Here is a 12,152-nt window from a genome sequence, read left to right as displayed (position 1 = left end):
GCCCACGCCCGGGCCCTGCTCGACCGCCCTCCGGCGGAGGTTGGTACGCCTGCGCGGCCGGCGTCAGCAGGTCGAGTGGAACAGGCCGCCGACCCGTCGGCCCGCGCCGACCAGTTCGTTGTAACGCTCCACGGCGGCGGTCGTGCCCTCGACGTGCACCTCGACCCCGGCCTCTCGGAGCAGCAGCAGGGTCTCAGGGTCCGTGCCCAGCCGCAGCTCCATGCCTCGGCTGAGAACGATCACCTCGGCGCCGCGCTCCAGCAGCTCGCGCACGTCCCCCGGCTGGATCCCGGGCTGGTGCCGGGTGCCGTGCTCGGACCAGTCCCACGGGTGGCCCCCACCCGGGTACAGCACGAAGTCCTTGGCCGGGGCGAGTCCCTCGACCTCCATCCGCGCCCATTCCAACGCGGTGACCCGGGGAGAAGGCGGCACGGGAGGGACGGAGGAGCCGTGTTCTGTCATGCACCCAGCATCTCACCAGGCCGGCGCCTCGCCTTCGGCCGCCGTGGAGCGCCATCTTTCGGCGGCGTCGAGGAGCGCGGCATCCGCGTGGTGGCGGGCGATCAGGTGGAGGCCGACCGGCTCGCCGTTCGGTGTCCTCCCGGCGGGCAGGGAGATCGCGGGGTGGCCCGAGAGGTTGAAGGCCCAGGTGAGTGCCACGCTCATGCGCGGTCCCGGGCCGTCGTGGCCGTGCGGCGGGTGCGGAGTGGTGGGGGTGGCGATGAGGTCGGCTTCTTCGAAGGCCTCGGACAGGGCCCGCGCGTTGGCCCGGATCAGCGCATCGGTGTCCCGGTCGGAGGTGCCGGCGCGCAGGGCGGTCCAGGCCGGCGCCGGGTCGCACAGTCGGACCGTAGGTCGGACGAGGCCGCACAGTCCGGCGGATGCGATTCGGTCGAGCGTGCGGCGGGCGGTGTCGGCGATGTCCGGATCGGTGTCGGCGTACCCCAGGGTGGGTGTCCAGACGACCCGGGGCGTCCCGGTCGCCGGGGACGTGGCGAGGCCGCCGGGGATGACGGCGCGGAGGTAGGCGGCGGCGTCCACCGGGGTGCGGGTGAGCACGCCGGGGCTGTTGAGGCCGGCTCGATCGCGGGCGGGCAGGACGCCGTTGGTGGGCTTGAAGCCGACGACGCCGCACCAGGCGGCGGGGATGCGTACGGACCCGGCCCCGTCGGATCCGGTGGCGAGCGGCACGATACCGGCGGCGACCGCGACCGCGGACCCGGCCGACGATCCGCCCGGGGACCAGGCGGGGTCGAGGGGGTTGAGGGTCGGGCCGCGGTCGGTGGAGCCGTAGGTCTGGTGGGTGGTGCCGGCGCGCGGTACGGAGGTCGCTCCGATCGGCACGCAACCGGCGGCGACCAGCCGCCGGTTCTGTACGGAACGGGCGCCCTCGCTCGCCTTGACCGCGATCGGCACCCCGGCCAGGGGCAGGAGCGCCCCGCGGGCCACCGAGGCGTCGACCTCGGCGGCCAGCGCCCTGGCCGAGTCGGCCCACATCGCGGTGAAGGCGCGCAGGGCGCCGTCGCGTTCGGCGCACACGGCCAGCGCGGCGTCGACGACTTCGCCCGCCGTGACCTCGCCGCCGTTGACCAGGTCGGCGATGTCGGTGGCGGAGAGGCGTGCGTACGCGTGCGTGTCGAGCATGCGGACCCTTCCGGTCTCGGGGGGTCGGGGCGTGGGCGGCCGGGCGTGGGTGTCGGGGGTTCGGTGGTGGCGCGCATGCGTACCGGCCGGGCCGTGCGCCTCGCCGGTCCCCGTCACGGGCTGTTCCACCGGGCCTCGCCTCAGCCTCCCCCCGGCACCGCCAGCCCCAGCAGGCTCCCGGCGTCCTGCGCGAGCCGTGTCCTGGCGTGCTCGTCCCCGGCCAGGTGGTGGAGCAACTGCTGCTGGAAGAGGCCGTCCAGCATGGCGTACGTCGCGGCCGGTGACGGGGCGATCTCCGTCCCCGACAGCTCCGCGTAGCGGGTGACGATCCGCCAGATCATGTCCTGGAGCGTCCCGTCGATCTCCAGGACGTCCGCGCGGAACGACTCCTCGAACAGTGCCTGCGAGCGCAGGTCGTACCAGAGCCGGTGCATGGCGGCGTCCTCCACCAGCGTCTCGGCGAGGCCCGCGGCGAACCCCGCGCGCAGCTCTCCCGCCGTGTCGCTGTCGGTGACGATCCGGTCGTAGCGGCGCACGCAGTCGGCCTTGTACTGCCGCACGCAGTAGGTGATCAGGTCGACCTTGTCGCGGAAGTAGTAGTGCAGCACGCCGTGCGAGAACGACGAGTTCTGGGCGATCTCGCGCAGGCTCGTGCGGGCGTACCCCAGCTCGGAGAGCGTCTGGAGCGCGGCACCGGCGAGTTCGCGGCGGCGTTCCTCGTACTTGTCGACCTGGCGGCGCGCGATGCGCTCGCCCTGCCGATCGACCGTGGCCATCCGGCTGCTTCCCCCCTCGGAACGAGCTCTGTGCGATGGCAGTTTAACGAACCCCGTTTCCTTGACAAGCGTCCAAGAAACTTTGGGCAGTTGTCCAAGAATATCTTGACGACTGTCCAAACCCGGTCCTACGTTGTGCCGCGCATCACTTCCGAAGTGAAGGGACAGGCTCCATGGGGCAGTTGGATCTGGCGGGCAAGCGCGTACTCGTCACCGGAGGGGCACGAGGACTGGGCGCCGCAATGGCGCGGGCGATGGCGACGGCCGGGGCGAGCGTGATGCTCGGCGACGTGCTCAAGGACACCGTCGAGCAGACCGCCGTGGACATCGCCGCGGCCACCGGAGCACAGGTGGCCTCCACACCGATGGACGTGACCGACGACGGCGACTGGGCCATGGCCGTCGCCCACACGGTCTCCGAGTTCGGCGGCCTGGACGTGGTCGTCAACAACGCGGGCATCGAGGTGACCCAGCTCCTCGTCGACACCGACCCGGACGAGATCCGCCGGATGCTCGACGTGAACGTCATCGGCACCATGCTCGGCATCAAACACGGGCTCCGCGCCATGCGCCGGGGCGGCTCGGCCGGTGGCGACGGCGGGGCGATCGTCAACGTGGCGTCCGTCGCCGCCACCATCGCCTTCCCCGGCATCGCCGGGTACTCCGCCACGAAGTCCGGCGTCGACCGGCTCACCCGCGTCGCGGCCGCCGAGTCCGGCCGCCTCGGCTACGGCGTACGCGTCAACTGCGTGTATCCGGGCCTGGTCGCCACCGAGATGGGCACCAAGCTCGCCGTCGAAACCGCCCGGCTCGGCCTCTTCGACGGACCCGAGGCCGCCGTCGAGGCGGTCGTGGCACTCACCCCCTCGGGGCGCCTCGGAGAGGTCGCGGACATGGCCGACGCCGTGGTCTTCCTGGCCTCGGACGCCTCCCGGTTCGTGAACGGCGCCGGCCTGTCGGTCGACGGCGGCATGGGCATGTGACGACACCGATGACGCGAACCACCACCAGGCACACCCGAGGGGACGAGAACACCGACGTGACCGAGAACCGGCAGACCGACACCACCGCCACCGACGCCCAGGCCCCCAAGAAGCCCGTCGTCGTATACGGCGCCTCCGGCTACACCGGCCGCCTGATCTGCGAGTACCTGCGCGAGTACCGCGTCCCCTTCATCGCCGCCGGCCGCGACGCCAAGAGGGTCCAGGACGTGATGGACAAGATCCCCGGCATCGAGGCGGCCGACTACGAGGTCGTCGAGGTGTCCCACGACGTCGACGCGCTCACCGAACTGTTCGGCGGAGCGAAGGTCGTGTGCTCCACGGTCGGCCCGTTCGTCAAGTACGGCCCCGACACGGTCGAGGCCGCGCTGCGCGCCGGCTGCCACTTCCTGGACACGACCGGCGAGCAGGACTGGACGCTGCTGGCGCAGAAGGAGTACGGCCGCCGCTTCGCCGAAGCCGGACTGCTGCTCTCGCCCGGCATCGCGCAGATGTACACCACCGGCGAGATCGCCGCGAACATCGCCCTGGAGGCCGGCCCCGGCCTGGACACCCTCGACATGCTGGTGCTGTGGAAGGGCTTCCCCACCTACGCCTCCACCCAGACCATCTTCACCATCCTCAAGGCCGACTGGTACCACCTGGTCGACAACGAGTACGTCGCCTGGGACCACCGGGCCACCCGCGAGTGCGTGGTCCCCGGGCAGCACGGGACCGCGCTGACCGTGCCGTGGGGCGGCACCCTGCACCCCGTCTGGTTCAAGGACGACCCGCGCGTGGCGACCTGCACCGTCACCGGCGGCGTCATGGACCGCACGGTGATGGACGGCGTGATCGCCACCACCGCGATGTTCGAGGAGCGGATCCGGCCGCTGGACCCCGAAGCCCAGGAGGCTGCCCTCTCCGAGATCGCGTCCGGGTTGCAGGCCGACATGCCGCCTCGCGAGAACCCCCGTGTCAACACGTCCATCGACTCCGTGTACGCGTCCGGTCCGCTGGGCCGCGTGCACGTCGTACTGCACGGAAACTCCAACTACAAGCAGACGGGCCTGCTCCAGGCCTACAGCGCCTACTCGCTGCTCCAGCAGCCGCCACGGCGCGCCGGGTTCGCGTCGGCCTGCCAGGCGTTCGGGCACCGCGAACTGCTCGGCGTACTGAAGAACTTCGGCCTCGTGATGGACCCGATCGTGACGGCGCACACGTGATGCCGCCGATGTCGCCGGTGCCCGCGATGTCACCCGTCGACTACCTGGACAAGGGGGCTTCGCTGGGCCCCGACGAGGTGTGCCTCAGCGGACCCGACCGCACCATGACGTACGCGGAGGTCCAGGCCCACGCACACGCCGTCGCCGCGGCGCTCGCCCGTTCCGGCATCGAGCCGGGCGAGTCGGTCGCGGTCCTCTCCCACAACGACCTCTCCGCCTTCGCGACGGTGTTCGGCATCGCCCGGCGCGGCGCGGTGTGGTGTCCGGTCAACCCCCGCAACACGGCTCGCGAGATGCGGCAGTTGCTCGAACTCTTCGACTGCCGCGCCCTGGTCTTCCATCCGGCGTACGCCGCGCAGGTCGCCGAGATGGCCCCGCACCTGCCGGAGGTGACCACGTACGTCTGCCTGGACGACAGCGTCGAGGGGCACGTGTCGTTGGAGGCCTGGACGGCGGCCGAGACGGACCCGGCCCCGGACGCGGGCTCGGAAGCCGCGCAGCCGCTGCCCGACGGCCTGGCGATGCTCGTCGGCACGGGCGGGACGACCGGAGCGCCCAAGGGGGTGATGCTGACGGCGGGGAACCTGGAGGCGATGACCGCGCTCACCCTGATGGGATACCCCTTCGAGGGCCGCCCGACGTACCTCGCGCTCACGCCGCTCACCCACGCCGCCGGGGTGCTGTGCTTCCCGATCCTCGCCCTCGGCGGGCGGATCGTCGTCATGAGCGCTCCCGACGTGGGGGACTTCCTGCGGCTGATCGAGAGCGAGCGGGTCACCCACACGTTCCTGCCGCCCACCGTCATCTACGGGATGCTCGACCACGAGCGGGCCGCCACGACGGACTACTCGTCGCTCCAGTGCTTCTGGTACGGGGCGGCGCCCATGTCCCCCACCCGACTCGAAGAGGCCATCGAGCTGCTGGGGCCCGTGATGGGGCAGCTCTTCGGGCAGACCGAGGCCCCGATGATGGTCGCGTCGATGCACCCGCGCGACCACGTGGACGGGGACGGCAAGGTCGTGGCCCGCCGACTCTCGGCGGCGGGCCGGCCGGGCCCGCTGGTCACCGTGGCCGTCATGGACGACGAGGGACGGACGGTTCCCACCGGGGAGCGGGGCGAGATCGTGGTGCGCGGCTCGCTGGTCATGGCCGGGTACTACAAGAACCCGGAGGCCACGGCCGAGGCGTCCCGCTTCGGCTGGCACCACACCGGTGACATCGGTTTCCTGGACGAGGAGGGGTTCCTGCACGTGGTCGACCGGGCCAAGGACATGATCATCACGGGTGGTTTCAACGTGTACTCGGCCGAGGTCGAACAGGCCCTGATGCAGCATCCCGCCGTCGCCGACTGCGCGGTGGTGGGCCTGCCGGACGACAAGTGGGGCGAGCGCGTGACGGCGGTCCTCCGGTTACGGCCGGGCGCCGCGCTGGAGGCGGCCGAGGTGATCGGCTTCGCCAAGGAGCGCATCGGCTCGGTCAAGGCGCCGAAGCAGGTGGAGATCTGGCCGGACCTGCCGCGCTCGAAGGTCGGCAAGGTCCTCAAGAGCGAGGTCAAGCGGCGCCTCGTGTGAACGGACGCGATGGCAGACGTGGGGCCGCGTTCCCTCCCGCCCGCCCCTCCCCGTACGCCGTCAGTCCGCGCGGTCCAGGTCGGGCAGAGTCTCGGAGTCGGTCGGGGCGCGCCCCTCTTCCAGCCAGAAGAGATAGCCGCGGAGGTGGGCTTCCAGGTCACCGTCGAGGTACGACAGCAGGTCGACCAGCCCGTGCCGGAAGTGGTGGGAGCCGGACGGGGCGGTGGCGAAGTGCACGGCCCACTCCCGAAGTCGTGCGCGTTCCCGCCACCAGGCCCGAACGGACTGTGTGGTCCAGTGCCGGTCGCCGTCCATGCCGTACTGACGGAAAGGATCGTTCCAGGCCGCGAAGAGCACCCTGTCGACCTCGGCGGGCTCCCGGGGCTGACGAAAGACGAACTCCTGACCGTTCTCGTCGCACAAGACGTGCCGAGGTGCGACCTCGGGGCCCGTCTCGCAGGTGTCCGTCTCGCCGCCGTAGAACGGTCCGGGCACATTGCGCCAGTTCCGCTCGGCCCAGCGACCCATCAGGTAGGTCTCCGCCGGAGGAAGGACGGTGACCGCCTCCTTCCAGAGCAGTCTCGCTCCGGCTGACGCCCGCACGGCCGCGAGCGGATCCCAGTACCCCGCACGATCGTTCACACCCGCCTCCTTCGCGACCGAACCCTACGTCAGGGGCGACGACGAGATCGGGAGCGCCCTCAGCCCCGGTCGGCCCCGTTGCCGGGCGATTCCGAGCGCGTGTGCGCCACGGCCCCCGGTTACCGGCGCACACTTCCGGACACGGGGACCGTCGCGTGATGGACGTTTTGGGCTCGCGCGGGTTTTCTTTGCGCGCTCTGGCAGCGCGTCCCAGGACTTTTCGGGCGCCGGCCGAGGCGCTGATGGGGCAGCGCCCACGCGGCCCAGGGCGGACGGGGCGCGGACAGGCGGAACTGTCCGCGGACGACAGGGGGACGAGCTCATGGCCAAAGCAGGACGTCCGCAGGGAGCGCCGAGAGGCAGATCGCGCGCTGCGAACGAGCTGGCGGCGCTGCTGCGCGAGGTGACCGCCGGCTTGACGGTGCGGGAACTGGCCCAGCGGTTCGGAGGTGGCAAGACCGCCTGGAGCGAGTACCGGTCCGGGGCCCGGGTCATCCCGCTCGGGCGCCTCGGCCTCGTGATCAAGGAGTGCGTGCGCGATCCGCGGGGCCGTCAGGAGTCATTGGCCAGGGCCCGCCGGTTGCACGACCAGGCGCTGACCGCGAAAGCGGAGGCCGAGGCAAGTCCCGAGCCCGGCCTGGACGATGCGCTGCGCCGGGCCCAGGAGGACCTCGCCGCTTCCGGCCGGTTGGTGGAGGGGCTGCTGGCGCTGATGACGATGCTCCAGGAACAGGCCAAAGTCGAACGGCCGGGGACGACGGAACCCTCGGGGCCCGGTACCGGGACGGGGACGGGGAGCGGGACGGGAACGGGGACGGGAACGGGGACGGGGACGGGGACGGGGACGCCGGCGGTCGCCGATCCCGGGGACGCACCGTCGGCGGGACCGCGCATCCGGCTGGACGAGCTGCTCGACCAGCTCGTCGCCGCCCGGGCCGTCGAGGAGTCCGCGCGGCAGGCGGTCGCCGACGTCCGGGCCCAGTGCGACGGCGCCCACCGGCCGCCGCGGCTGCCGGTGCCGGCAACGGGCACCGGAGCGGGGACGGGAGACCGGGTGCTCCGCGCCGGGGACGACATGCCGGCGGCCACGGCGGTCGACCCGGCCCTGTCCACCGAACTCGCCCGCGTCCACCACCTCGTGGCGCAGCAGCGGGAGGACGCGCACTGGCTGTGGCAGCGGGCCCGGGGCGGCTGGGATCACTCCGACGTCGTCGAGGGCGTCGTACTCGAACGGCTCGACACCCTCCCCGCCGTGTACTCGTCGGTCCCGCCCGGGACCCACGGGGCACGGCCCGCCGGCCGGTTCTCCCCCGGCCGGGCCTCGCTCGCCGCCCTGGCGATCTCCCTCGTCCTGGCACTCGGCGCGGGCGCGGCTCTCCTCGGGGTCGTCCTCGGACGGCGGGACACCGTGGTCGGCGTCGAGGGCGGCCCGACACCGGCGCCGCTGCCGTCCGGGCCCGGCACACCGGGCGCGAAGCCCACGCCGCCCCCGACGCCGACCCCTTCTCCCTCGCCGTCGATCACGCCCGCGCCCTCGCCCACCGTGCCGCGCACCGCCCCCTCGCGCACACCGCGCGATCCGGATCCGGTCCGCCCCACCACCCCCGTGCGTCCGCCCTCAGCGCCGGCCCCGGATGGGCCCGGCACGGCCTACGCCGTCTCGCCGGACCGTCACAGCGTCCTCCGGTGGACGGGACGGGAAGGTGCGTGGAAGGTGATCGGTCCGGCGGCCGAGCGGGTGTACGCCGGGGCGGCGGGACTGTTCACCACCAATCCGGGCGACGGCCGCATCTTCAAGTACGACGAGCCGTCCAGCTCGTGGTCCCAGATCGGCTTCCCCGGGGAGCAGTTCGTGACCGCGGGCGACGGCCTGTACGCGATCACGGAGCACCGGAACGCCGTGATGCGGTGGACGGGTCAGGGCGCGGAGTGGGTCCCCATCGGCGGCGGCGCCGCCCGCCTGTACGCGGGCGGCGCGGGCCTCTTCGCGACCAGCCCGGCTTCGGGCGCCCTGTTCCGGTACGCGGGGTACGGCGATTCCTGGGTGGACGCCGGGGGCCCCGGCGCCGACTTCGCCGTGGGACCGGACTACGTGGCCCGCCTCTCACCGGACGGCAAGGAGATCTGGCAGGCCAACGCAAAGGGCAGCAACTGGCACCTCATAGGCGGCCCGGCGCGCAAGCTGTTCGCCGGCGGCGCCGGGCTCTTCGCCGTGGACGCCACCACCGGCCAGATCCTCAAGTACGACGGCGCGCCGGGATCCTGGACGCCGATCGGCGCGTCGGGGATCGACCTCGCCGTCGGCGAGCACTCCGTGTACCGCATCGCCGACGGCCTGGCCGTGTCCCGCTGGACGGGCAACGGAGCGCAGTGGACGCCGCTGGGCATCTCCGCCAGTTCCATCGCCACGGTCGGCTGAGGCAGGACACATCGAGCCGGGCGAGCGGCGGTGCGGAGAACCGGCTCCGCCCCGCCGCCCGCCCCAACCGTCGGTTACAGCCGTCGGTTACAGCCGTCGGTTACAGCCGTCAGTTCCAGACGGTGCAGGCGATGTTCCAGCCCCACTGGGGGTTGCCGTACGGGTCGCCGAAGTTCGGGTTGGCGCCGCAGGCACGGATCCGGTAGCCGGGCCCGTCGTAGTAGGCGGTACTGGTACTGGTGTGGACGCCGGACGGCACCTGATAGTCCTGCCAGGGGTCCCAGCTCGCCTGGCCGGGGCGCCAGACGTCGAGGTACAGGGCCTCCCCGTCACCGTAGAGCCAGGCCTCGCCCCAGGCCCAGTCGTGCCCGTCGTTGCCCGTGAAGACGTTCATCTGGACCTTGCTCGTGTGCCCGTTGATCGTGAACGAGGCACGGTAGGTCCCGGCGTTGGCGATGCCGGCGTGCGCCGTGCCGTCCGGCACCCGTTGCCGGCGGATGGCGACGTGGCGCGACCCGTCCGGCGTCCGCTCACCGGTGGCGGCTGCCGGTACGCGGATGCCGGTGGACGCCGCCGCGTCCGCCTCGGTGCCCACCGACGTGTGGTGGGCTCCCTGGGAACCGGCCGGACCGGTCTCGGTACCTGAAGCGTGCGCCGGGCCCGCCAGGGCGAACGCGCCGAGCAGCGCGGCCGCCCCGGCCAGCATGCGAATGCGTATGTGGGACACAAGTCCTCCTCGGACCGTGGTCTGCGGTCTGTGGTCTGTGGTCTGTGGTCTGCCGTCCGGCCGGACGCGGGCCCCTGTGTCCTCCCCCGTGGGTGTGCCGATGCGGCACGGACACAAGGGCCCCGACCGGACGACTGCCGTGATCGGGCAGTCGTCGCTGCCCCCGTCGGCACCGACCCTGACAGCCACGGGAATTGGCCGTGCGGGTCCGCTCCGTACCGCCCAGCTCACCGGGGGTGACGGCGTCGGACAACGCCGGGTTGTCCGCGGACAACCCCCGCGGCCCCGCGCGTGCGCCGCGTCCTTCGGCGCGGTCAGCCGCTCGCGCGGAGCGATTCCTTCGGGGGGCGCTCGCGCAGGGCCCCGTAGGCGAGGAAGTAGGCCGGCAGCCGGTTCAGCCAACGCGACTCGGTGACGAGCCCGGTGAGCCGCGCGGCCCGCCGGGGGTTGCCGAACGCGACCCGGCCGGCCAGCAGCGGTTCGATGACCTGGGCGTGGGCGACGCGCTGGAGGCCCTGGGTCGCCACCGTCGTGGGGAGTCGGCGGTACTGCACGCGGCGTACGTCGTGGAGTCCGACGGTGCCCTCGCGCAGCGGGCGCACCAGGTGGCGGGCCGCGGCGACGGCGTCCTGGACGGCGAGGTTGATGCCGATGCCGAACACCGGCGACATGGCGTGGGCGGCGTCACCGATGCAGAGCAGCCCGGGGCGGTGCCAGCGGCGCAGCCGGTCGAGTCGTACGTCGAGCAGTTTGACCTCGTCCCAGGAGGCGAGGGAGTGGGCCCGGTCGGCGAGCCAGGGGGCCGCCTCCGCGAACCGGGCGTTGAAGCGCTCCAGCCCCTCGGCGCGGCGTTGGACGTCGGTGCCCTTGGGGATGAGCGCCGCGCACTGCCAGTAGTCACCGCGGTCGATGAGCGCGGTGAAGAAGCGGTCTCCGAGGCCGCCCACGAGGCCGCTCGGGTCGTCCTCCCGGCGTGGCAGCCGGAACCACCACGCGTCCATGGGGCAGGGGAAGCCCTCCAGTCCGAGTTCGGGCAGGTCGCGTGCCAGTGAGCCCCGTCCGTCGCAGGCCACGGTCAGCGATGCGCGGAGCTCGCCGAGGGACCCGTCGGCCGTGCGGTAGCGCACGCCCGTGACCCGCCCGCCCTCGGTGAGGAAGGAGGTCGCCTCGGTGTTCATGCGCAGGGTGAAGGAGGGCTCGCGGCCGGCCTCGTCGGCGAGCAGGTCGAGCAGGTCCCACTGCGGCACCATCGCGATGTAGTTGTACTTCCCGTGGAGCGCCCCGATGTTCCCGACCGTGACGAGGGACCGGTCCGGGCCGATGGGCAGCTGCACCGAGGTCACCCGTCGCTGCGGCAGCGCGGCGAACCTGTCCGCGAGGCCGATGGCGTCCAGCAGGGACAGGGTGGAGGGGTGCACGGTGTCGCCGCGGAAGTCGCGGAGGAAGTCGCCGTGTTTCTCCAGTACGGTCACCTCGACGCCGGCGCGGGCCAGCAGCAGGGCCAGCACCATCCCGGCGGGCCCGCCGCCCACCACACAGCAGCCCGTACGCTCCACGGGAACCACTCCCTCTCACCGGCATCGGGTAGGCCTCACAGGACGTATACCGCACCTGCGGTGGTGGGGCGGGTAGCGCGACACCGCGCCGCGGCCGAGCGCGGGGGCTCGGCGGGTCAGCGGAGCTCGGGGCTCTCCAGGTCGAGCGGGAGCAGGTTTCCCCAGTCGTTGGTGAAGACGGCGCTCGTGCCTTCGTAGCGCACCCCGACGAACGGGTTGGAGTGGAACATCACGGCGATCCAGCGCAAGGAGCCGTCGGCGCCGAGGCGGGCGAGGTAACCGATGTTGCCCATGCCGCCGCCCCCGCCGGACATCCGCCCGGAGCCGTCCGGCAGCGGACTCTCGAAGTTGGTGTCCACCACCTCGACGCCGTCTTCCTCGATGGCACCGACCACGTCCAGAGGCCCGCCGACACGGAAGGGAATCGGCTGCCCGGCATCGGGGTGGTAGGCCCCCGGTCCGTCCACGTGCAGTTCCGAGCCGGTGTCGTCCCGGCGGTACAGCCCGTCGCGCAGCGGCATCTCTCCGGCCCGCCAGAGTTCCTCGACCGTTCCCACGACCCCTCCCGTCCTCGGCTGCCGTACGCGTCGGATCCGTGGTCCGGCCGCGCG

The 12,152-nt window shown here is 72.6% G+C and carries 11 protein-coding genes; 4 read left to right on the top strand and 7 right to left on the bottom strand.

Features of this window, described 5'->3' with window-relative positions:
• Positions 1-63: 63 nt before the first annotated feature.
• From ACFYYJ_RS07440 to ACFYYJ_RS07430, 3 genes are all read right to left on the bottom strand, one after another.
• The gene (locus ACFYYJ_RS07440; protein ID WP_385362787.1) at positions 64-462 is read right to left on the bottom strand and encodes an Mth938-like domain-containing protein; all 399 of its coding nucleotides are present in this window, start codon (positions 460-462) and stop codon (positions 64-66) included.
• Positions 463-474: 12 nt separating this feature from the next.
• Positions 475-1,644 carry an amidase gene (locus ACFYYJ_RS07435; RefSeq protein ID WP_389129522.1) on the bottom strand — a complete coding sequence of 390 codons (1,170 nt, stop codon included), beginning with the start codon at positions 1,642-1,644 and terminating at the stop codon, positions 475-477.
• A 140-nt stretch (positions 1,645-1,784) separates the two neighbouring features.
• Positions 1,785-2,420, bottom strand: coding sequence for a TetR/AcrR family transcriptional regulator (locus ACFYYJ_RS07430; RefSeq protein ID WP_385128236.1), 636 nt, complete (start codon positions 2,418-2,420; stop codon positions 1,785-1,787).
• Positions 2,421-2,593: 173 nt separating this feature from the next.
• Between ACFYYJ_RS07430 and ACFYYJ_RS07425 the strand changes: the two genes are divergently transcribed.
• The 3 genes from ACFYYJ_RS07425 to ACFYYJ_RS07415 are packed head-to-tail and all read left to right on the top strand — an operon-like array spanning position 2,594 to position 6,197.
• Positions 2,594-3,403: an SDR family NAD(P)-dependent oxidoreductase gene (locus ACFYYJ_RS07425; RefSeq protein ID WP_389129519.1), complete on the top strand. Its 810-nt coding sequence runs from the start codon at positions 2,594-2,596 to the stop codon at positions 3,401-3,403.
• An 8-nt stretch (positions 3,404-3,411) separates the two neighbouring features.
• On the top strand, positions 3,412-4,626 hold the full coding sequence (locus ACFYYJ_RS07420) for a DUF5938 domain-containing protein (RefSeq protein WP_389129516.1): 1,215 nt from the start codon (positions 3,412-3,414) through the stop codon (positions 4,624-4,626).
• A 26-nt stretch (positions 4,627-4,652) separates the two neighbouring features.
• Positions 4,653-6,197 carry an AMP-binding protein gene (locus ACFYYJ_RS07415; protein WP_389129513.1) on the top strand — a complete coding sequence of 515 codons (1,545 nt, stop codon included), beginning with the start codon at positions 4,653-4,655 and terminating at the stop codon, positions 6,195-6,197.
• Between the two features lie 60 nt (positions 6,198-6,257).
• Here ACFYYJ_RS07415 and ACFYYJ_RS07410 read toward each other — a convergent pair whose 3' ends face one another.
• Entirely contained in the window at positions 6,258-6,839 is a 582-nt protein-coding gene (locus tag ACFYYJ_RS07410; RefSeq protein WP_389129510.1) for a ferredoxin, read from the bottom strand.
• Positions 6,840-7,161: 322 nt separating this feature from the next.
• On the opposite strand from ACFYYJ_RS07410, the gene ACFYYJ_RS07405 reads away from it, so the two are divergent.
• Positions 7,162-9,258: a hypothetical protein gene (locus ACFYYJ_RS07405; protein ID WP_389129507.1), complete on the top strand. Its 2,097-nt coding sequence runs from the start codon at positions 7,162-7,164 to the stop codon at positions 9,256-9,258.
• A 109-nt stretch (positions 9,259-9,367) separates the two neighbouring features.
• Here ACFYYJ_RS07405 and ACFYYJ_RS07400 read toward each other — a convergent pair whose 3' ends face one another.
• From ACFYYJ_RS07400 to ACFYYJ_RS07390, 3 genes are all read right to left on the bottom strand, one after another.
• Positions 9,368-9,985 (bottom strand): hypothetical protein, encoded by a 618-nt coding sequence (locus ACFYYJ_RS07400; RefSeq protein WP_389129504.1) that lies wholly within the window; start codon positions 9,983-9,985, stop codon positions 9,368-9,370.
• A 314-nt stretch (positions 9,986-10,299) separates the two neighbouring features.
• Positions 10,300-11,541 carry an FAD-dependent oxidoreductase gene (locus ACFYYJ_RS07395; protein ID WP_385362800.1) on the bottom strand — a complete coding sequence of 414 codons (1,242 nt, stop codon included), beginning with the start codon at positions 11,539-11,541 and terminating at the stop codon, positions 10,300-10,302.
• A gap of 116 nt (positions 11,542-11,657) precedes the next feature.
• On the bottom strand, positions 11,658-12,098 hold the full coding sequence (locus ACFYYJ_RS07390) for a hypothetical protein (RefSeq protein ID WP_385128244.1): 441 nt from the start codon (positions 12,096-12,098) through the stop codon (positions 11,658-11,660).
• Between the last annotated feature and the right edge of the window lie 54 nt (positions 12,099-12,152).

This window comes from Streptomyces sp. NPDC002467, assembly GCF_042889825.1.
In the GTDB taxonomy this organism is placed as follows: Bacteria; Actinomycetota; Actinomycetes; order Streptomycetales; family Streptomycetaceae; genus Streptomyces.
Note: the sequence above shows the minus strand (reverse complement) of the source record. Positions and strands in the feature narration are given on the sequence as shown.

Coding starts and splice junctions, on each gene's coding strand:
- ACFYYJ_RS07440 (WP_385362787.1), bottom strand. CDS start 462: ATGACAGAACACGGCTCCTCCGTCCCTCCCGTGCCGCCTTCTCCCCGG.
- ACFYYJ_RS07435 (WP_389129522.1), bottom strand. CDS start 1,644: ATGCTCGACACGCACGCGTACGCACGCCTCTCCGCCACCGACATCGCC.
- ACFYYJ_RS07430 (WP_385128236.1), bottom strand. CDS start 2,420: ATGGCCACGGTCGATCGGCAGGGCGAGCGCATCGCGCGCCGCCAGGTC.
- ACFYYJ_RS07425 (WP_389129519.1), top strand. CDS start 2,594: ATGGGGCAGTTGGATCTGGCGGGCAAGCGCGTACTCGTCACCGGAGGG.
- ACFYYJ_RS07420 (WP_389129516.1), top strand. CDS start 3,412: ATGACGCGAACCACCACCAGGCACACCCGAGGGGACGAGAACACCGAC.
- ACFYYJ_RS07415 (WP_389129513.1), top strand. CDS start 4,653: ATGTCACCCGTCGACTACCTGGACAAGGGGGCTTCGCTGGGCCCCGAC.
- ACFYYJ_RS07405 (WP_389129507.1), top strand. CDS start 7,162: ATGGCCAAAGCAGGACGTCCGCAGGGAGCGCCGAGAGGCAGATCGCGC.